The organism is Oscillochloris sp. ZM17-4, from assembly GCF_019599295.1.
Lineage (GTDB): Bacteria > Chloroflexota > Chloroflexia > Chloroflexales > Chloroflexaceae > Oscillochloris.
The window spans coordinates 50,537-71,423 of record NZ_JAIEWN010000006.1; the positions used below are offsets into that span (position 1 = coordinate 50,537).

Below are 20,887 nucleotides of genomic sequence, written 5' to 3' on the forward strand. Positions count from 1 at the left end.
ATCAAGGAGGACGTATGCCAGAGAATCGTACCGGCGCACAGATCATGTGCGAGGCCCTCATCCGCGAGGGCGTGGATGTGATGTTCGGCGTCCCCGGCGGGGCGATCATGCCCTTCTACTTCGCGATGTGGGAGTACCGCGAGCAGCTGCGCCACGTGCTCTGCCGCCACGAGCAGGGCGCCGGCCACGCCGCCGAGGGCTACGCCCGCTCCACCGGCAGGATCGGCGTCTGCATCGGCACCTCCGGCCCCGGCGTGACGAACCTGGTCACCCCGATCGCCGACGCGATGATGGACAGCACCCCGCTGCTGGCGATCTGCGGTCAGGTCTCCTCGACGGTGCTCGGCCGGGACGCCTTCCAGGAGACGGACATCACCGGCATCACGATGCCGATCACCAAGCACAACTACCTGGTGAAGCGCGCCGAGGATCTGCCCTACGTTTTCAAGGAGGCGATCCACATCGCCACCACCGGCCGCCCCGGCCCGGTGCTGATCGACATCACCAAGGACGCGATGCAGAAGAGCGTCGTGCCGAACTGGGACTTCAAGCTGAACCTGCCCGGCTACAAGCCGAACTACCACGGCAACCGCAAGCAGATCCGCGAGGCCCTGCGGCTGCTGGCCCACGCCAAGAAGCCGCTGATCATCGCCGGCAACGGCGTGGTCATGTCGGGGGCCAGCGATGAGCTGCGCATCTTCGCCGAGAAGCTGCGCGTGCCGGTGATCACCACCCTCCACGGCATCGGCTCCATCCCCGAGTCGCACCCGCTCAACCTGGGCATGCCCGGCATGCACGGCTGGGTGCATAGCAACAAGGCCATCCAGGAGTGCGATGTCCTCTTCAACATCGGCGGCCGCTTCGACGACCGGGTCACCGGCAAGGCCAGCACCTTCGCGCCCCACGCCAAGGTCATCCACGTCGATATCGACCCCTCGGAGATCGGCAAGAACGTCAAGGTGACAGTGCCGATCGTCGGCGACGCGCGCAACGTGCTGCTGGCCCTGCTTGAGGATATGCCCTCCCAGGACGAGCTGTCTCAGCTGCACGGCCACGCCTCGGACTGGATGGAGCACATCCGCGACCTGCAGGATAAGCACCAGGGCAAGCAGCAGTATAAGAACCGCTCGGCCACGGAGAACATGACCCTGCCGCCCCACGATGTCTACGACGCGCTCAACGCCACCATGGCCAAGAACGGCAACTACGTGCTGGTGACGGACGTCGGCCAGCACCAGATGTGGGCGGCGCAGCTGCTCGACTTCAACGCCGGCCCGCGCACCCACATCACCTCGGGCGGCGCGGCCACCATGGGCTTCTCGGTGCCGGCGGCCCTCGGCGTGGCCGTGGCCCACCCCGAGAAGACGGTCTGGGTCGTCTGCGGCGACGGCGGCTTCCAGATGACCAACCAGGAGATGGCGACGATCATCCAGGAGGGCATCAAGAACGTCAAGGTGATGGTGATCAACAACGGCTACCTGGGCATGGTCCGCCAGTGGCAGGAGCTGTTCGAGAACAAGCGCTACAGCGGCACGCCGCTGAGCGGCCCGAACTTCGCCAAGCTGGCCGAGGCCTACTACTGGAAGGGCATCACCGTCGAGCGCACCGCAGACGTGCAGACGGCGATCGACGAGGCCCTGGCCACCGACGGCCCCGTGCTGATCGACTTCCAGGTCGAGCGCGAGGTGAACGTGTTCCCGATGGTGCCGCAGAACAAGTCGATCGGCGAGATGATCGAGTCCGAGGCGTAGATACATTTCGTAAGGGCGCAGCAGGAGCAGCGCCAAGCGTTGCCTGAAAGCACCGCAGTGACACAGCTCCTGCTTCGGCCCTACCAAGGATAATCGTTATGCGTAAGCACACAATCGTCGCCCTGGTGCAGGATCAGCCCGGCGTGCTCACCCGGGTGGCCGGCCTGATCCGCCGACGCGGCTATAACATCGAGAGCCTGGCGGTGGGCCACAGCGAGCAGCCGGAGATCAGCCGGCTGACGATCGTCGTTGAGTCGGAGGATGTCGAGCAGGTGACCAAGCAGCTCTACCGGCTGATCGAGGTGATCAAGGTCAGCGATGTGACCTTCGACCCGACGGTGGAGCGCGAGATGGTGGTGATCAAGCTGCACGCGCCGTCCGCCACGCGCCACGAGATCGTCTCGATGTGCGGGGTGTTCGAGGCGAAGATTGTGGACGTGGGAACCACGACGATGATCATCGAGATGACCGGCACGCCCTCGAAGGTGGAGAACTTCATCGAGGTGGTGCGGCCCTACGGCGTCAAGGAGATGATGCGCACCGGCCGGATCGCCATGGTGCGCGGCGTCCGCGGCCACAACGCCGGCGAGTATGTCGAGCAGGCCAACGGCAACGGCGTCGCGTCGAGCGTGAACTAGAAGGCCCTGGGGCGAAGCCCCAGACCCAATTTTTGTTGGGTGTGGGCGGCTTTGCCGCCCACACCCAACAAAAATGACGTATGCGGGGGCGGCGTCGCCGCCCCCGCACCCCCACCCTGTAGCATGTGTGTATCTGGAGGAATGCGACATCATGGCGGAGCTTTTCTACGACAAGCAGGCGGACCTTGAGCGGCTGAAGGGCAAGCCGATCGCGATCATCGGATTCGGCAGCCAGGGCCACGCCCACGCCCGCAACCTGGCCGATAGCGGCATGGACGTGCGGGTCGGCCTCTACGCCGGCTCGAAGAGCTGGGCGAAGGTGGAGGCCGCCGGCCTCAAGGCGATGACCGTCGCCGACGCGGCTAAAGAGGCCCAGATCGTGATGATCCTGGTGCCCGACACCATGCAGGCCGAGGTCTACCGCGAGCATATCGCGCCGTATATGACGCCTGGCAAGACGCTGATGTTCGCCCACGGCTTCAACATCCGCTTCGGCCAGATCATCCCGCCCGAGGGCATCGATGTCAGCATGGTCGCCCCCAAGTCGCCCGGCCACCGCGTGCGCGAGGTGTACGAGCAGGGCGGCGGCGTGCCGGCCCTGGTGGCCGTGCAGCAGGACGCCAGCGGCGGCGCGCTGGCCGACGCCCTGGCCTACGCCAAGGGCATCGGCAGCACCCGCGCCGGCGTGCTGACGACGACCTTCGCCGAGGAGACCGAGACCGACCTGTTCGGCGAGCAGGTCGTGCTCTGCGGCGGCGTGAGCGCCCTGGTCAAGGCCGGCTTCGAGACCCTGGTGGACGCCGGCTACCAGCCCGAGGTGGCCTACTTCGAGTGCATGCACGAGCTGAAGCTGATCGTGGACCTGTTCTACCAGGGCGGCCTGAACTACATGCGCTACTCGGTGAGCGACACCGCCGAGTGGGGCGACTACACCGCCGGCCCGAAGATCGTCACCGACGAGACGCGGGCGGCCATGAAGCAGATTCTTACCGACATCCAGACCGGGGCCTTCGCCGAGGACTGGATCGAGGAGAACCACACCGGGCGGCAGCGCTTCAACGCCTTCCGCAAGAATGATGTCGACCACCCGATCGAGCAGATCGGCCTGGAGCTGCGCCGCATGATGCCCTTCGTCGGCCCGCGCGAGGTGCGCCCGGGCGAGGGCGGGGCGTAACACCGCGTAGGGGCGCAGCAGCGCGCCATGCTCGTATGGCACACGCGCCTAGGCTGGGTCGGCGCGCTGCTGCGCCCTTACATCCCACATATACGGAGGTTTCCTAAGATGGATGTAGATCACGTACGGATCTTTGACACGACTCTGCGCGACGGCGAGCAGGCCCCCGGCTGCACCATGACCCTGGAGGAGAAGCTGGAGGTCGCCCGCCAGCTCGCGCGCATGAAGGTCGATATTATTGAGGCGGGCTTCCCCGCCGCCTCGCCCGGCGACTGGGCCGCCGTCCACGAGATCGCCCGCGAGGTGGGCACCCCCGACGGCCCGACGATCGCCGCCCTGGCCCGGGCCAACAAGGACGATATCGACAAGGCCTGGACGGCGATCCAGCCCGCCGCCAACAAGCGCATCCACACCTTCATGTCCACCTCGGACATCCATCTGGAGCACCAGTTCCGCAAGACCCGCGGCGAGGCCCTGGAGCTGATCGGCGAGATGGTGACCTACGCGAGCTCGCTCTGCGATGACGTGGAGTTCTCGCCGATGGACGCCACCCGCTCCGACCCGGAGTATCTCTTCGAGGCTATCCGCATCGCGATCGAGTGCGGGGCCACGACCCTGAACATCCCTGACACGGTGGGCTACTCGACGCCGCAGGAGTACGGCGACCTGATCGCGGCCATCCGCGCGAACGTTCCCGGCGCCGAGGGCGTGGTGATCTCGACCCACTGCCACGACGACCTGGGCGTGGCCGTCGCCAACTCGCTGGCCGGCGTCTATGGCGGCGCGCGCCAGATCGAGTGTACGATCAACGGGATCGGCGAGCGCGCCGGCAACGCCTCCCTGGAGGAGGTCGTCATGGCGCTGCACACCCGCGAGGCGTTCTACGGCCTGAAGACCCAGGTCGAGACCCGCGAGCTGGCCCGCAGCTCGCGCACGGTGAGCAGCTTCATCGGCGTGCCGGTGCCCCCGAACAAGGCGATCGTCGGAGCCAACGCCTTCGCCCACGAGTCCGGCATCCACCAGGACGGCGTGCTCAAGAACCGCATGACCTACGAGATCATGAGCGCCGAGACGGTGGGCCTGGACGGGAACGCGCTGATCCTGGGCAAGCACTCGGGCCGCCACGCCTTCCGCAAGCACATTGAGGCGCTGGGCTACACCCTGACCGACGAGGACTTCCAGCACGTCTTTGTGCGCTTCAAGGATCTCTGCGACCGCAAGAAGAAGGTGGACGACCGCGACATCGAGGCGCTGATCGTCGGCGAGACCCAGCACACCCCGCATATCTACAAGCTGGAGCACGTGCAGTACAGCTCGGGCATGGGCATGGTGCCCACCGCCACCGTGCGCCTCGTCGGCCCCGAGGGCGAGAGCCGCACTGACAGCGCCCACGGCACCGGCCCGGTCGACGCGATCTACAAGGCGATCAACCGGCTGATCAACCGGCCCAACGAGCTGATGGAGTTCTCGATCAACGCGATCACCGAGGGGCTGGACGCGGTGGCCGAGGTGACGGTGCGTATCCGCGAGCAGGGGGCCTCCCCGAGCGGCGGCAGCGACCCGACCACGATCAACCTGACCGGCAAGCGGGCCGCCCAGCAGATCTTCTCCGGCTACAGCGTCAACACCGACACGATCGTGGCCGCCGCCGAGGCCTACATGGGCGCGCTGAACAAGATGCTCGCCGTGCGCCAGGAGCGCATGAAGGCCGAGGCCGTGGCCTACGCCGCCGGCTACGCCGACGACCCCGGCGCCCTGCCGGCGGATCTGTTCGACAGCGGAAGCGCGGGCTAGGAATTGCAGATTGCAGATTGCAGATTGCAGATTGAGCTGCAATCTGCAATCTGCAATCTGCAATCTGCAATTATGAACACAATCGCATACCTTGGCCCGGCGGGCACCTTCAGCGAGGAGGCGGCGATCGCCTACGCGGCGGGCGAGACAAGCTACCTGCCGCTGGCCAGCATCCCGGCGGTGGTCACGGCGATCGAGACCGGGGCGGCCGACGTGGGCGTGCTGCCGATCGAGAACCTGCTTGAGGGCAGCGTCAACTTCACGCTCGACCTGCTCATCCACGAGACGGCGCTGCAGATCTCGGGCGAGATCGTCATCCCCATCCGCCAGTACCTGGTGGTGCGTGAGGGGATGCGGCTGCCTGATGTGAAGGTGCTCTACGCCCACCCGCAGAGCCTCGGCCAGTGCCGCAGGTTCATCGAGCGCGTGCTGCCGGGGGTGGCCACGGTGGCCTCGCTCTCGAACAGCGCGGCGCCCGCCGAGGCCCTGGCCGACACCCGCCCGGCCGCCGCGATCAGCACCCTGCGCGCCGCCGAGCTGACCGGCGCGACCATCCTGGCCCGCGATATCGCCGACAGCACCGGCAACGTCACCCGCTTCATCGGCCTGGGCCGCCAGGACGCGCCGCCCAGCGGCGATGATAAGACCAGCTTCTGCTTCGCCTTCACCGAGGATCGCTCCGGCACGCTGGTGGACGCGCTGAAGGAGCTGGCCGCCGAGCAGATCAACATGACCAAGCTGGAGTCGCGGCCCTCGCGGGCGGTGCTCGGCAAGTACATCTTCCTGGTCGACATCAACGGCCACCGCGAGGAGCCCCACGTCGCCCGCGCCCTGGAGCGGATCGCCGCCCAGTCGGGCATGTTCAAGGTGTTCGGCAGCTACCCGCGGTGGAAATAGGTTTATATGCTCACGATTGCGCGCCCGAGGCGCGCAATCGTGAGCATATATGATCTTTGAGGGCTTACTGTGCAGATATTTCTCTACGACACGACCCTCCGCGACGGCACGCAGCGCGAGGGGCTCTCGCTCTCGGCCGAGGATAAGCTGAAGATCGCCTACCTGCTCGACGAGCTGGGCGTCCACTATATCGAGGGCGGCTGGCCCGGCTCGAACCCCAAGGACGCCGAGTTCTTCCAGCGCATCCGCGAGACGCCGCTGCGCCAGGCGAAGGTGGCCGCCTTTGGCAGCACCCGCCACGCCGGCGGCTCCTGCGAGCACGACGCCAACATCCGCGCGCTGGTGGACGCGCAGACGCCGGTGGTGACGCTGGTGGGCAAGAGCTCGGTGCTGCACGTCGAGCGGGTGCTGGAGACGACGCTTGATGAGAACCTGGCGATGATCGCCGACAGCGTGGCCTACTTCAAGGCCATGGGCAAGGAGGTGGTCTATGACGCCGAGCACTTCTTCGACGGCTACAAGCTCGACCCGGCGTATACGCTGCGCACGCTTGAGGCCGCCGCCGGGGCCGGCGCGGATGTGCTGGTGCTCTGCGACACCAACGGCGGCTCGCTGCCCAACGAGGTCGCCGAGATCGTACGCGCCGTGCGACAATTCCTGATTGCAGATTGCAGATTGCAGATTGCAGAGCCCGGCAATCTACAATCTGCAATCTGCAATCTGCAATTGGGCATCCACACCCACAACGACGGGGCGCTGGCCGTGGCCAACGCCATGGCGGCCGTGCAGGAGGGGGCGACCCAGGTCCAGGGCACGATCAACGGCTACGGCGAGCGCTGCGGGAACATGGACCTGATCCCGCTGATCGCCAACCTGCAGCTGAAGCTTGGCCACCAGTGCGTGAGCGCCGCGCAGCTGGCCCGGCTGAGCGAGCTGGCGCACGTGGTGGCCGCTGTGGCCAACCTCAACCCCGACACCCACGCGCCCTACGTGGGCCGCAGCGCCTTCGCCCACAAGGGCGGCATCCACGTCGCGGCGATCGCCAAGGTCGAGCACAGCTACCAGCATATTGACCCGGCCCTGGTGGGCAACCAGAAGCGGGTGGTGGTGAGCGAGCTGTCGGGGCGGGGCAACGTGAAGATGCGCGCCGACGAGCTGGGCCTGGATGTCTACGGCAACGAGCGGGCCGTGCTCCAGCAGATCAAGGAGCGCGAGAGCAAGGGCTTCCAGTTCGAGGCGGCCGAGGGCAGCTTCGAGATGCTGGTGCGCCGCAGCGCCGAGGACTACCAGCCGCCCTTCGAGCTGCTCGACTTCACCGTGACGGTGGAGAAGCGCGGCGACCGCGAGATCACTTCGCTGGCCACGGTCAAGGTGCGCGTCGGCGACGACCTGATGCACACCGCCGCCGAGGGCGACGGGCCGGTACACGCGCTGGACGCGGCCATCCGCAAGGCGCTGCTGCCGCACTACCCCGAGCTGGCCGAGGTGCGCCTGGTGGACTACAAGGTGCGGATCATCGACGAGCACCGCGGCACCGCCGCCACCCCGCGCGTGCTGATCGAGAGCGCGCGCGGCGACGAGCGCTGGAGCACGATCGGCGCCTCGCCGAATATCATCGAGGCCAGCTACCAGGCGCTCTGGGATAGCCTGGAGCTGCCGCTGCTGCGGGCGCAGCAGGTGGTGACACAGTAGGGGCGAAGCATTCGCCAGCTGACGCCCTGGCGATACCGGATTGAGATACGTGGGGAGATCTCGTAGGGCGAAGCATTCGCCAGCTGACGCCCTGGCGATACCGGATTGAGATACGTGGCGAATGCTTCGCCCCTACATCATACGTATGAGGAATATATTGTTATGAGCCCAAAGACCCTTTTCGAGAAGGTGTGGGACGCCCACCAGGTGCGCCCGGAGACGGCGGACACCCCGGCGGTGCTCTACATCGACCTGCACCTCATCCACGAGGTCACGTCGCCGCAGGCCTTCACCGAGATCCGCGAGCGCGGCCTGAAGGTGCGCCGGCCCGACCGCACCCTGGCCACGATGGACCACAGCACGCCGACGACGCCGCGCAACGCCCAGGGGATCATCCCGGTGATCGACCCGCAGGCGATCAATCAGCTCGACCAGCTGCGCACCAACTGCGCCGAGTTCGGCATCCCGCTCTTCGAGCTGGGCAGCGAGAACCAGGGCATCGTCCACGTGATCGGCCCCGAGCAGGGGGCGACCCAGCCCGGCATGACGATCGTCTGCGGCGATAGCCACACCTCCACCCACGGGGCCTTCGGCGCGCTGGCCTTCGGCATCGGCACCAGCGAGGTGGGCCACGTGCTGGCCACCCAGTGCCTGCTCCAGCGCAAGGCGAAGACCTGCGCGGTGCGGGTGGATGGCCGGCTCGGGCCGGGCGTGACCGCCAAGGATATCATCCTGGCGATCATCGCCAAGTACGGCGTGGGCGGCGGCACCGGCTACGTCTTCGAGTACATGGGCGAGGCCATCCGGGCGCTCTCGATGGAGGAGCGCATGACGATCTGCAACATGAGCATCGAGGGCGGCGCGCGGGCCGGCATGGTCGCCCCCGACGAGACGACCTTCCAGTACGTGGCCGGGCGACACTTCGCCCCTAAGGGCGCCGACTTCGAGGCCGCCGTGGCCCGCTGGCGCACGCTGCCCAGCGACGAGGGCGCGACCTTCGACCACGAGATGACCCTGGACGCCGACGAGCTGGTGCCCATGATCACCTACGGCACCAACCCCGGCATGGGCATGCCGATCACCGGGACGGTGCCGACCCTGGACGAGATGGGCGACGCCAGCTCCCGCGCGGCCCTCGACAAGGCCCTGGCCTACATGGCCCTGGAGCCCGGCAAGCCGCTGCTCGGCCACCCGATCGACATGGTCTTTATCGGCAGCTGCACCAACGGTCGGCTCAGCGACCTGCGCGAGGCGGCGGGGCTGCTCAAGGGCCGCAAGGTGGCCGAGGGCGTGCGGGTGATGGTGGTGCCCGGCAGCCAGCAGGTGCGCCAGCAGGCCCAGGCCGAGGGGCTAGATGAGATCTTCAAGGCCGCCGGCGCCGAGTGGCGCGAGGCGGGCTGCTCGGCCTGCCTGGCCATGAACGACGACCGGGTGCCCGCCGGCAAGTACGCGGTCAGCACCTCCAACCGCAACTTCGTCGGCCGCCAGGGGCCGGGCTCGCGCAGCCTGCTGGCAAGCCCGCTGACGGCGGCGGCGGCGGCGGTCACCGGCGTGGTGACGGACCCGCGGACGATGATGTAGCCTTGGCTAGAGCATACCAGCGTAAGGGCGCAGCAGCAGGAATGCGGCTGTGCTGTAGGCACAGCCGCATTCCTGCTGCTGCGCCCCAACGAGGAATACTTATGGACCCGATCAATACCTTTGCCGGCAAGGTGGTCGCCATCCCGGCGGAGAACATCGACACGGACCAGATCATCCCGGCGCGCTTCTTAAAAGTTACGACTAAAGAGGGCCTCGGCGACGGCCTGTTCGAGACCTGGCGCTACAACGCCGACGGCACGCCGAACCCGGACTTTGTGCTGAACCGGCCGGAGTCGGCGGGGGCGACGGTGCTGGTGGCCGGGAAGAACTTCGGCTCGGGCAGCTCGCGCGAGCACGCGCCCTGGGCGCTGCAGGCCTACGGCTTCCAGGCCGTGATCTCGCCCTCCTTCGCCGACATCTTTAAGAGCAACTCGCTGAAGATCGGCCTGCTGCCGATCGTCGTGGACGAGGACACCTACTACCAGCTGGTCAGCCTCTGCGAGGAGGACCCGCAGACGACGCTGACGGTGGACCTTGCCGCCCAGACGGTGACGCTGCCGGGCGGCCAGCAGGTGGGCTTCCCGATCGACGGCTTCAGCAAGCACTGCCTGCTCAACGGGGTGGACCAGCTCGGCTTCATCCAGCAGCAGGAGGCGGACATCGCCGCGTTTGAGGCGACGAACCCGGTGGCGTCACTGAGGGGCTGAGGCACTGAGGCACTGAGGGTATAATAAAGACGCGGCGCGATTTCGCGCCGCGTCTTTATTATGAATAGCAGAATTGGTATACGCATGGAAGAAGAGATCATCGCGCCGCCGGCCGCGCCCGCCGATGGGCCGGGCTTCGGCTGGCGCGATCTGGGCCTGGCCCTGCTGGTGTTTGTGGCCGGCAGCGCGGCGGTGATCATCCTGGCGCGCTTCGTGGCGGCCGCGCTGGGCCTGCAGCCCGGCGGCGGGCTGCTCTCGCCGGTGGCCTACGTGGCCGGGGTGGGGCTCTACCTGGCCCTGCTGCTCGGCATGTACCTATTCGGGGCGCGGCGGGCGGGCTGGGCCGCCCTGGGTCTGCGCGGCACCAGCTGGCTCAACTTCGCCCTGGTGCCGCTGATCTTCGTGGTCGGGCTGAGCGCGCTGCTCTCGGTGAACCTGCTGATCACGCGGGTGGCCGGGTCGTTCGAGAACCCGCAGGTCGAGGCGATCAGCGGGGGCAAGGCGATGAGCCTGGGCGAGCTCGGGGCGGGCCTGCTGCTGATCGCGGTGCTGGTGCCCTTCGTCGAGGAGCTGTTCTTCCGCGGGATGCTCTACCCGCTGCTGCGCCGGCGGCTCGCGGCGCCCCTGGCGGTCGTGGCCAACGCCGCGATCTTCTCGGCTGTCCACGCCATCCCCGTGCTCATGCCCGGCCTCTTCATCGTCGGCCTCTGCCTGGCCTTCCTGCGCGAGCGCAGCGGCTCGGTCTGGCCGGGCATGCTCTACCACGCCATGCAGAACAGCCTGGCCATGCTGGCGATCTACGCGGTGCTGAATATGGGGGCCATCAAGTAGGGCCGAAGCATTTGGCCAAGGCGCTTGCGCCTTGGCCAAATGCTTCGGCCCTACGATTCGTACCCCCGCAATAACTCCACCACATTATTCCCCAATGCCTCCACCGCGTAGCCGCCCTCCTGCACGAAGAGGGTGGGCAGGCCGAGCTGGGCGATCCGCGCGCCGATGGCCGGGTAGGCCGCCGAGGTCAGGGCGAAGTCGCCGAGCGGGTCCTCGGCGAAGGTGTCGAGCCCGACGGAGACGACCAGGTAGCGCGGGCTGTAGGCGGCGATCGCCTCCAGCGCCTGCTCCAGGGCGGCCAGGTAGCGTGCGTCGTCCACCCCAGCCTCCAGCGGGATGTTCAGGTTGTAGCCCTCGCCGGGGCCGGCGCCGCGCTCGTCGGCGAAGCCCAGGAAGTAGGGGTACTCGCGGTCGGGGTCGGCGTGGATGGAGGCGAAGAGGACGTCGCTGCGCTCGTAGAAGATGGCCTGGGTGCCGTTGCCGTGGTGGTAGTCGATGTCGAGGACGGCCACGCTGGGGGGGGCCATGGCCCAGGGCCGCCGGTCGACCTCGGCGTCGGGCGGCTGCGCGGCGGCGGCCAGGTGGTGGGCGGCGATGGCGGCGTTGTTCAGGTAGCAGTAGCCGCCGGCCAGGGCGGGCATGGCGTGGTGGCCGGGCGGCCGGCAGAGGGCGTAGGCCGCCCGCGTGCCAGCCAGCAATACCTCTGCCCCCGTCAGGGCGGCGTCGGCGGCGCAGCGGGCGGCGGCGTAGGTGCCGGCCACGATCGGCGCGCTCAGGTCGAAGCAGTAGCGCCCGGCCTCGGCGGTGGGCGCCGTGGAGCGCCCGGCCATGCCGCCCAGCGGCAGCGTGCAGGGCATCACCCCGTCCGGCGAGAGCCCCGCCGCCACCCAGCGACCGTGGGCGCGCTCCAGATACTCGACATAATCCTGGCGATGCACGGCCAGCAGCGGCCCGAGGCCAAACTCGCGCGGCGCGGTGGGCGCGGGGAAGCCGGCGGCCGCCAGCGCCCCGGCGATGATCGCGGCGCGGCGCGGCGCCTCGAAGTAGGGTGTGCGCTCGCCGTCCAGGATCTCGAAGGGCGGGTCGTGCCGCGTGTGCTGCGGGCTGTCGATGATCTGCATAAGATCTCCTCTTGGGTGCATTATATCGGTGGTTGGATGGGGTCGCAATTGCCGGCGGGGAGTGCGGGGTGCATGCGTCACCGGCATTCCCGTAGGGCCGAAGCATTCGCCTCGGATGCATCGCGCGGGCGGGAGGAGACAGGGGCGAATGCTTCGGCCCTACCTTGGTGCGGGCGGCGTCACCGGCGGCGGGCGGACACCCTACGCCGGTGACGCCCGGTTATCTAACGGCGACGTATAATAACGAAACCTTCACATATGTCATGCGGATCTCGCGCTAGGATTATGGGAGCAGCAAATACTCAGATTAGACTATTCGCCTCTGGACTGGCCTAAGGAGACGCGAGATGCGCTTTGTCTTTGTGACCACGCAGGATAACTACACCACCGCCCTGCGCGACGCGGCCGCCGCGATCACGCGCGAGCATGGGATCGACGTGTCGGTCGGCGTCTACATGACCTCGGAGCTGAGCGACCCGGCCATGCGCGGGCGGCTTGAGGAGGACCTGGCGCGGGCCGACTTTATCTTCGGCGGGATGATCTTTGGCGAGGCGATCGTGCGGCCCCTGGTGGAGCAGCTGGCGAAGGTGAGCTGCCCGGTCTGCATCATCATCAGCAACCCGGCGCTCATCCGGCTCACCCACCTGGGCAAGTTCAACCTGGGCATGATCAGCGATGGTAAGGATAAGGACAAAGAGAAGGAGAAGGAGAAGGAGAAGGGGGGCATCAGCAGCATCCTCCAGTCGCTGAAGCCCAAGCACGGCCACGGCGAGGTCTCGCGCCAGATGAACCTGGTCAAGGGGCTGACCAAGATCCTCAAGTTTCTGCCGGGCCGCTTCCGCGACCTGCACACCTACGTGTCGGCCCACCAGTTCTGGGTCCACAACACGCCCAAGAACATGGAGCGCATGCTCTGCATGCTGATCGAGCGCTACGTGCCGGGCTACAAGGGCAAGCTGCCGGTCGAGGACCCCGAGATCTTCCCGGATGTGGCGATCTGGCACCCGGACGCGCCCAAGCCCTTCACCGACATGAAGAGCTACCAGAAGTGGCAGAAGGGCCGCCGGCTCAAGCTGGATAAGGGCGTGGCCGGGCTGCTCTCGCTGCGCGTGATCGTCCTCGGCGACAATGTGCGCCACCTGGCCGGCCTCATCCACGCCCTGGAGAAGCGCGGCGTCGAGGCCCGCCTGGTCTACACCGCCGGCCTCGATGGCCGCCCGGCGATCGAGGCCTTCTTCACCCAGCCCGCCGGCGGGCGGGCCGAGCCGACGATCGACCTGATCGCCACCACCTCGGGCTTCGCCCTGGTGGGCGGCATGGCCCAGAGCAAGCCCGACGAGGCCCGCGCGGCCATGGAGGCGCTGAACCTCCCCTTCCTCCAGACTATCCCGCTGGTCTTCCAGAGCGTCGATAGCTGGCTGGCCGACGATCGCGGCCTGAACCCGATGCACATCGCTATGAACGTGGCCCTGGCCGAGCTGGAGGGCGCGGCCGAGCCGCTGGTCTACGGCGGGCCGTCGAGCGACTCGGGCGTGGCCGTGCCGGTGCAGGCTCAGGTCGACCGTTTCGCCGAGCGGGTGGCCCGCCGGATCGCCCTGGGGCGCAAGGCCAACGCCGAGAAGAAGGTGGCCCTGGTGCTCTTCAACTACCCGCCGAACCTGGGCAGCATCGGCACCGCCGCCTACCTGGACGTGTTCGCCAGCACCTACGAACTGCTCTCGCAGATGCGCGCGGCCGGCTACCAGATCGACCTGCCGGCCAGCGCCGACGAGCTGCGCCAGATGCTGGTCGAGGGCAAGGGCGACCCGTCCAGCGCGCCGCTCGTCCACGGCACCGACGCCGCCGTGGGCGCCTTCCTCTCGCTCGACGACTACCGCAAGCTCTTCCCCGACTATGTGGACATCGAGCCCTTCTGGGGCGCGGCCCCCGGCGAGCTGCTGAGCGACGGCCGGCGCTTCCAGATCCTCGGCCGCCGGCTGGGCAACGTCTTTGTGGGCGTGCAGCCGACCTTCGGCTACGAGCGCGACCCGATGCGCATGCTGATGGCCAAGGACGCCGCGCCGCACCACGGCTTCGCCGCCTTCTACACCTGGATCGATAAGGTCTTTGGCGCGGACGCGGTGGTGCACATGGGCACCCACGGCGCGCTGGAGTTCATGCCCGGCAAGCAGGCCGGCCTCGGCCCGCAGTGCTGGCCGCCCCGCCTGCTCGGCGGCCTGCCCAACATCTACTACTACTGCGTGAACAACCCCAGCGAGGGCACGATCGCCCGCCGCCGCGGCGCGGCCACCCTGGTCAGCTACCTGGTGCCGCCGGTGCAGCAGGCCGGGCTCTACAAGGGCCTGCGCGTCCTCAAGGACAGCATCGATATGTATCGGGCGAAGCCGTCGCCAGAGCTGCTTGAGGATATCCAGGTGCAGGCCGAGCGATTGCAGATTGCAGATTGCAGATTGCAGACCGAACAATCTGAAATCTACAATCTGCAATCTGCAATGGACAGCTACATCGCCGCGCTCAGCCACGAGCTGCTCCAGGTCGAGCAGCGGCTCATCCCGATCGGCCTGCACGTGCTGGGGCGGGCACCCTCGACCGAGGAGCTGGTGGACACCCTGGCCCTGGTGGCGGCCTTCCAGCGGCCCGACCCGGGCGCGCCCACCCTGCCCGAGCGGGTCGCCGCCGGCCTGGGCTTCTCCTACGCCGAGCTGGGCGCCGGCCTCAGCCGCGACCCGGTGGCCCAGGACCGCTACCGCCAGGTTGATACGATCTGCAAGGAGGCCATCCGCAGGTTTATTGCAGATTGCAGATTGCAGATTGCAGATTTGCAGACAGACCAATCTGCAATCTACAATCTGCAATCTGCAATCGCCTCCACCAACCTCTACCTGTACGAGACGGCGCAGGTGCCGCCCGACTCGTTGGCCGCGACCTGGCGCCTGCTGGGCGACCTGCGCGGCAAGCTGACGGTTGACCACGAGACCTCGGGGCTGCTGAACGCCCTCTCGGGCGGCTACACCCCGCCCTCGCCCGGCAACGATGTGGTGCGCAACCCGGCCGTCGTGCCCACCGGGCGCAACATCCACGGGCTCGACCCCTACCGCATCCCGTCGGCGGCGGCCCAGGTCAGCGGCGCACGGGTGGTGGACGATCTGCTGGCCCGCCTGACGAAGGAGCAGGGCCAGATCCCCGAGACGGTGGCGCTCATCCTGTGGGGCACCGATAACATTAAGACCGAGGGCGAGGGCGTGGCCCAGGCCCTGTCCCTGCTGGGCGCCCGCGCGATCAGCGACGAGCTGGGCAAGGTGGCCGATGTGGCGCTCATCCCGCTGGAGGAGCTGGGCCGCCCGCGCGTCGATGTGGTGGCCACCGTCAGCGGCATCTTCCGCGACCTGATGGCTATGCAGGCCCAGCTGATCGATAAGGCCGTGCGTATGGCCGCCGCCGCCGATGAGCCCGAGGCGATGAACTTCGTGCGCAAGCACACCTTGGCCCAGGCCGCCGAGCTGGGCGTGAGCATCGACGAGGCCGCCTGCCGGGTCTTCTCCAACGCGCCGGGCACCTACGGGGCCAACGTCAACAACATGGTCGAGAGCGGCTCCTGGGAGGACGACTCCCAGATCGGCGACGTGTTCATGACCCGCAAGGGCTTCGCGATGGACAAGCGCGGCGAGTGGCAGGCCGCCCGGCCCATCCTGGAGCAGGCGCTGGGCACCGTCCAGGCCACCTTCCAGAACGTAGACAGCGTCGAGGTCGGCATCAGCGACGTGGACCACTACTACGAGTACCTGGGCGGGGTGACGAAGAGCGTGGAGAAGCTGCGCGGCACCCGCCCGACGGTGATGATGGCCGAGGTGGAGGCCTTCAGCGGGCCTGGCGGCGGGCGGGTGCGCTCGCTGGAGCAGATGGTGCGCCTGGATAGCCGGGCCAAGCTGCTCAACCCGAAGTGGTTCGAGGGCATGCTCGCCCACGGCTACGAGGGCGCCCACGAGATCGAGGTGCGCGTCAGCAACACCTACGGCTGGAGCGCCACATCCGGCGCCGTGGAGGGCTGGGTCTACCAGGGCGTCGCCGAGACCTACCTGCTCGACGAGGCCATGCGCGAGCGGCTGGCCGCGCTCAACCCGCACGCCGCCGCCGGCGTGGCCCGCCGCCTGCTGGAGGCCAACAGCCGCGGCTTCTGGGACGCCGACGAGGCCACCCTGGAGCAGCTGCGCGAGATCTACGCCGACCTGGAGGATAAGCTGGAGGGCGTGACGTCCTAAGCGCGCGGGCCTGGGAGTTACCGGAGGCTCAGGGGAGGGCTTCGCCCTCCCCTGAGCCTTCTCCGATGACGCCGTTGGGCGCGTAGGGGATGAGCGCGCTCAGGCGCTGGTCGGCGAGGTTGAGCCGGACGGGGCCGGGCGCGAGGAGCATGGGCAGGCCGAGGGCGCGCAGCCACTCTTCGTCGTCGGCGGCGGAGCCGGGGCGCGGCCCGCCCATGTCGCAGATCTCGGCCTGGTCGCAGCGGTCGACAGGCAGCCCGTGGAGCAGGAGGCTGTCGGTGTCGAGGCCGATCACGGCGGCCTCGACGGCGGGGTCGGCGAGCAGGCTGCGGGCGGCGTCGAAGCCCAGCCCGTCCTCGGCGCGCGCGGCGACGCCGGCGGCGGCGATCGCGGCGGCCGCCAGCGCCACCGCCGCGGCGCGCAGGGCGTCGCCGGTGATCAGCGTGACCGGGATGGCGCCGAGCCGCCCCCAGGGCGGCGCGGGCGCCGTATCGGAGCGCGGGTCGTAGGCCCAGCCGCGCGCGCCGTAGCCGATCTGGAGGCGGCCGTCGGGCAGGCGCATGGCGGGCAGGCCGCGCCGGCGGGCCTCGGCGAGCAGCTGGAGGGCGGGCACGGGCAGCGCCTCGCGCCGGCGGCGGGCCTGGAGCGCGTAGAGCGGCCCGTCGCGGTCCCACTCCTCGTCGCCCGCGGCCTCGGCGCGCATCCCGGCTACAATGTAGCGGCAGAGCTCGGCGCCGATCTCCGGCTCGTCGGTGCTGAAGCGGGCCTCAAGCAGGAAGCCGTCGCCCAGCGGGCGGGACTCGGCCTCCAGGTAGGCGATCACCAGGCCGATGGCCTGTGCGCCGTCGCGGACGGCCGCGCGCAGGCGGCGCGCCCGGTCGGCGGCGGAGGTGATGCGCAGCAGCGCGCCCGGCAGCGGGCCGTGGATGTTGGGGCCGCGGTAGGCCCGGAGCTGGGCGATGGTGATTGGTGTGGGCATGACGTTCCCTGTGGTCATGATGAGTTGGTGGTGCCCGTCGGGGCGCAGCAGCGCCGCGCTGCTGCGCCCTTACACAAGCGTGTCACTTCACTGGTATGGTAATCGATCATAGCGGCGCTCGCTGCGCCCTTACAGAGAGTATGCGACACCTCCTCGATGATCTCCACGCGCCCCACGCCGCGCTGCTGCGGGCGGCCCTGGCCCTGGCGAGCCCGCCGGGGGCGCGGCTGGCCGTGGATATCGGCTGCGGGCCGGGCCTGAAGGCCGGCTGGCTGGCCGAGCGCCTGGCCCCCGGCGGGCTGCTGGTCGGCGTCGATATCGACCGGGCGGCGCTCGCGGAGGCGGCGCGGCTGCGCCCCGGCGCGTGGGTTGTCGGCGACGCCCGCGATCTGCCAATGGCGGACCGATGCGCCGGGCTCGGCTGGTGTGTGGCCGCCCTTGACCTGTTCGGCAGCCCCGATCTGGCCCTGTCCGAGGCGCGGCGCGTGCTGGGCCCGGGGGGCACGCTGGTGGTGGCGTCGGCGGCGCAGCTCTGGGCGCGCCCGCGACCCTGGCCCGCCGGGCTTGTCGCCGCCTGGGCCGAGCGCGCCCCGCCGCCGCCGGCCGATGGCCTGGGCGATCATCTGGCCGAGTCCCTGCTCGCGGCGGGCTTCGCCGGGGTCTATCTGCGGGCCTACCTGCTCGACCCGCCCGGCCGCGGGCTGGCCGGCGCGGCGCTGCCCCTGGCCGGGTGGGATTGGCTGGCGGCGCGTCTGGACGGCCTGCTCGCGCCCGCCGATCTGGCCGCCTGCGCGGCGGCCGAGGCCGAGGCCGAGCCGGAGCCGCTGGCGGTGCTGCTCGTCGCCGCCGGATCTGTGGCGTGAGTATATGACAACGCGTGCTATAATCTGGCAAAACCCCAGACAACCCAAGGAGCGAGCGATGAGCGACCAGCAGATGCCCTGGGAGCGGGCCGGGATGAATGCGGCATGGTATGAGAACCAGCCCTTCGATGTGGGCATGCGCGTGGAGATCCGCGACTCGGTGTGGCGCACGCGCGCGGGCGCGATGGCCGGCCGGGTGGTGGGCTTTGACGCCAGCGGGCCGCTTCCGGGCGAGAACTTTGTCCGGGTGCTGGTGCAGCCCGACGCGGCGGTCGCGGCGATCGTGGCCATCCCGCCGGCGGCGCTCGGCCCCGAGGAGGGCTCGGAGCTGCGCGGCATCGCCCTGACCCTGCTGACCGGCGCGGAGCAGGCGATGCGGCCCGAGCAGTTCGACACGCTGCTGCGCTGGCTCACCGGCGACGCCTGCAAGGGGCTGATGGCCGAGCCCAACATCCGGTTTCAGCGCATCCGCGCCGGCGGGCTCTACATCCCCGGCCTGGTGCTGCCCGAGCTGGCCGCGCTCGCCGAGGAGCGGCTGCGCCAGCCTGAGCCCTCGGGGCAGGCCGGCATGCGGCTCACGCCTCGATAACATAGAGAAGGGACGCTGTGGCGCATCGCCCGCCGGGGCGACCCATCCCCGCCGGGGGCACCGTAGGGCCGAAGCATGCGCACCCCACGCATGTGCGACACGCAGATTCCTCCGGTGCGCATGCTTCGGCCCTACCTATGCCGGGGGCGGCTATCCCACCCCGCCGGGGGCACCGTAGGGCCGAAGCATGCGCACCCCACGCATGTGCGACACGCAGATTCCTCCGGTGCGCATGCTTCGGCCCTACCTATGCCGGGGGCGGCTATCCCATATACGTGCGGTATTGCCATTTATCTGTGCCGCAGCTCGACCGGGTCGCCGGGGCGCACCTCGCCGGGGCTGACCACGCTGGCGTAGAGCCGGCTCCAGCCGGGGCGCAGCTTCTGCGATATGCGCGTGAACTCCCCATCGATGAAGGACTCGGCGATCGTGCTGCACGGCGCGGCGTAGCCGGTGACCTCGAGCTCCACCCAGTCGCCGACCCGGAGGGTGTCCCCCACCCGCACCGCGTCCCAGTCGATCCCGGCCACGGTCAGGTTCTCGCCGGCGCTGCCGGGCGTGATCGGGTGGCCCTCGGCGCGCAGGGCCGCGATGCGCTCCTGGGCGAAGAGCGAGACGGCGCGGGTCGGCCCGCCGTGGTGCTCCCGGTCGCGCTGCATGTCGCCGGCCACCCCCTGCGCCGTCAGCTCGGCGGCGGGCACGGGGCGCTTGGGCACGCCGCCGCGCGGGTTCACGTTCACCTGGACGACTCGCCCGAGGGCACTCGCTGCGCTCATCGGCTGCGCTCCTCTCTTGCTCTCTCATTGGCGGGGCCAGTATAATGGTGCGCGCACCTATGCGCAACCGGCCCGACAGCGATGTCTGAAAGGAGGCCAGGTTGATCGATGTTGATCGCCCACCCCCGTCCGCCGACCCCGACGTTGCCGAGGCGCTTCCGGTGATGCCTCCCGAGGGGGGCGCCCGCGCGGCGCTGGGCCGGGCCGCGGCCCTGATCCTCGGGCTGCTGCTCTTTATCGTGGCCCTGGAGCTGCTCAAGAAGGGCGCCGGCGGCTACGGGCGCGAGGTGGTCGGCTTCCTGCGCGTCGGCGGCCCGGTCGCCTCGCTGGGCCTGGGCTGGCTGCTGGCCTACCTCTTCCTGAGCGGGTCGCCGGTGGCGGCGGTGGCCGTCTCGCTCTTTGCGGCGGGCACGCTCGACGCGCTACAGACCTTCACCATGATCACCGGCTCGCGGCTGGGGGCGGCACTGATCGTGCTGATCACCGGCGCGGTCTACGCGGCGCGGGTGCGCCAGAACACCGACGGGCTGGCGGTGGGCGTGCTGGCGATGATCACGACGGCGGCGATCTACCTGCCGGCCCTGGCGATCGGCTCGTGGCTGCTGGGCAGCGGCCTGCTGGGCGAGCTGCAGGTGAGCGCCTCGGCGCCGCTGGCCTCGCTGCTCGACTGGCTGATCGACCCGCTGGTGGGGCTGCTGGCGGCGCGGCTGCCACCCTGGGGCCTGCTGCTGGTGGGGGTCGCCGCGCTGCTGCTGGCCTTCAACCTGCTCGACCGGGCGCTGCCCTCGATGAGCGGCGGCCACGGGCTGTTTCAGCACCTGGACAAGATCTCGCGGCGGCCGCTGGCCATGTTCGCCCTGGGCGCCGTCGTCACCGGGCTGACCCTCTCGGTCTCGGTGTCGATCTCGGTGCTGGTGCCGCTGGCGGCGCGCGGGCTGCTGCGGCGCGAGCGGGTGGTGCCCTACATCATGGGCGCGAACATCACGACCTTCATCGACACGCTGGTGGCGGCGCTGCTGGTGGGCGGGCCGGCGGCCTTCACGATCGTGCTGGTGGAGATGGTGAGCGTGGCGGCGCTCTCGCTGCTGGTGCTGCTGGCGGCCTACGCGCCCTTCGAGCGCGGGCTGCTGCGGCTCCAGGAGCGCATCCTGGGCGACCGGCGGGCCCTGGGGGCGTTCATCGGCGTGCTGGTGGTGGCGCCGCTGGCCCTGCTCCTGTGGAGGTGAGGGGCGGAC

The 20,887-nt window shown here is 69.2% G+C and carries 16 protein-coding genes; 13 read left to right on the forward strand and 3 right to left on the reverse strand.

Going from position 1 to position 20,887, the window contains the following annotated elements:
- Positions 1–14 precede the first annotated feature (14 nt).
- The 9 genes from ilvB (at position 15) to K2Z83_RS07150 (ending at position 11,065) form a co-directional block, all read left to right on the forward strand.
- Positions 15–1,751, forward strand: coding sequence for a biosynthetic-type acetolactate synthase large subunit (ilvB, locus tag K2Z83_RS07110; protein WP_220594481.1), 1,737 nt, complete (start codon positions 15–17; stop codon positions 1,749–1,751).
- Between the two features lie 98 nt (positions 1,752–1,849).
- Positions 1,850–2,389, forward strand: coding sequence for an acetolactate synthase small subunit (ilvN, locus tag K2Z83_RS07115; RefSeq protein ID WP_220594482.1), 540 nt, complete (start codon positions 1,850–1,852; stop codon positions 2,387–2,389).
- 151 nt (positions 2,390–2,540) lie between these two features.
- A complete protein-coding gene (gene ilvC, locus K2Z83_RS07120) occupies positions 2,541–3,563 on the forward strand; it encodes a ketol-acid reductoisomerase (RefSeq protein ID WP_220594483.1) in 1,023 nt (340 codons plus the stop codon).
- Between the two features lie 108 nt (positions 3,564–3,671).
- Positions 3,672–5,357: a 2-isopropylmalate synthase gene (locus K2Z83_RS07125; protein WP_220594484.1), complete on the forward strand. Its 1,686-nt coding sequence runs from the start codon at positions 3,672–3,674 to the stop codon at positions 5,355–5,357.
- 72 nt (positions 5,358–5,429) lie between these two features.
- Positions 5,430–6,254, forward strand: coding sequence for a prephenate dehydratase (gene pheA / locus K2Z83_RS07130; protein ID WP_220594594.1), 825 nt, complete (start codon positions 5,430–5,432; stop codon positions 6,252–6,254).
- Positions 6,255–6,323: 69 nt separating this feature from the next.
- On the forward strand, positions 6,324–7,946 hold the full coding sequence (gene cimA / locus K2Z83_RS07135) for a citramalate synthase (RefSeq protein ID WP_220594485.1): 1,623 nt from the start codon (positions 6,324–6,326) through the stop codon (positions 7,944–7,946).
- Between the two features lie 162 nt (positions 7,947–8,108).
- Complete coding sequence (gene leuC, locus K2Z83_RS07140) at positions 8,109–9,527, forward strand: 3-isopropylmalate dehydratase large subunit (protein ID WP_220594486.1); 1,419 nt, start codon at positions 8,109–8,111, stop codon at positions 9,525–9,527.
- 101 nt (positions 9,528–9,628) lie between these two features.
- Positions 9,629–10,234: a 3-isopropylmalate dehydratase small subunit gene (leuD, locus tag K2Z83_RS07145; protein WP_220594487.1), complete on the forward strand. Its 606-nt coding sequence runs from the start codon at positions 9,629–9,631 to the stop codon at positions 10,232–10,234.
- An 84-nt stretch (positions 10,235–10,318) separates the two neighbouring features.
- Entirely contained in the window at positions 10,319–11,065 is a 747-nt protein-coding gene (locus tag K2Z83_RS07150; RefSeq protein ID WP_220594488.1) for a CPBP family intramembrane glutamic endopeptidase, read from the forward strand.
- A 50-nt stretch (positions 11,066–11,115) separates the two neighbouring features.
- Here the strand turns inward: K2Z83_RS07150 and K2Z83_RS07155 are convergent, their stop codons facing one another.
- Entirely contained in the window at positions 11,116–12,186 is a 1,071-nt protein-coding gene (locus tag K2Z83_RS07155; protein WP_220594489.1) for a histone deacetylase family protein, read from the reverse strand.
- 347 nt (positions 12,187–12,533) lie between these two features.
- On the opposite strand from K2Z83_RS07155, the gene K2Z83_RS07160 reads away from it, so the two are divergent.
- Entirely contained in the window at positions 12,534–16,445 is a 3,912-nt protein-coding gene (locus K2Z83_RS07160) for a magnesium chelatase subunit H (RefSeq protein WP_220594490.1), read from the forward strand.
- Between the two features lie 28 nt (positions 16,446–16,473).
- Here K2Z83_RS07160 and K2Z83_RS07165 read toward each other — a convergent pair whose 3' ends face one another.
- Positions 16,474–17,424 carry a DUF4938 domain-containing protein gene (locus K2Z83_RS07165; protein WP_220594491.1) on the reverse strand — a complete coding sequence of 317 codons (951 nt, stop codon included), beginning with the start codon at positions 17,422–17,424 and terminating at the stop codon, positions 16,474–16,476.
- 140 nt (positions 17,425–17,564) lie between these two features.
- On the opposite strand from K2Z83_RS07165, the gene K2Z83_RS07170 reads away from it, so the two are divergent.
- Positions 17,565–18,287, forward strand: coding sequence for a class I SAM-dependent methyltransferase (locus K2Z83_RS07170; protein ID WP_220594492.1), 723 nt, complete (start codon positions 17,565–17,567; stop codon positions 18,285–18,287).
- 58 nt (positions 18,288–18,345) lie between these two features.
- Complete coding sequence (locus K2Z83_RS07175) at positions 18,346–18,876, forward strand: hypothetical protein (protein ID WP_220594493.1); 531 nt, start codon at positions 18,346–18,348, stop codon at positions 18,874–18,876.
- A gap of 290 nt (positions 18,877–19,166) precedes the next feature.
- Here the strand turns inward: K2Z83_RS07175 and K2Z83_RS07180 are convergent, their stop codons facing one another.
- Positions 19,167–19,652, reverse strand: a complete 486-nt coding sequence (locus K2Z83_RS07180; RefSeq protein ID WP_220594494.1) for an MOSC domain-containing protein — start codon at positions 19,650–19,652, stop codon at positions 19,167–19,169.
- A 101-nt stretch (positions 19,653–19,753) separates the two neighbouring features.
- On the opposite strand from K2Z83_RS07180, the gene K2Z83_RS07185 reads away from it, so the two are divergent.
- Positions 19,754–20,878, forward strand: coding sequence for a hypothetical protein (locus K2Z83_RS07185; RefSeq protein WP_220594495.1), 1,125 nt, complete (start codon positions 19,754–19,756; stop codon positions 20,876–20,878).
- Positions 20,879–20,887 lie beyond the last annotated feature (9 nt).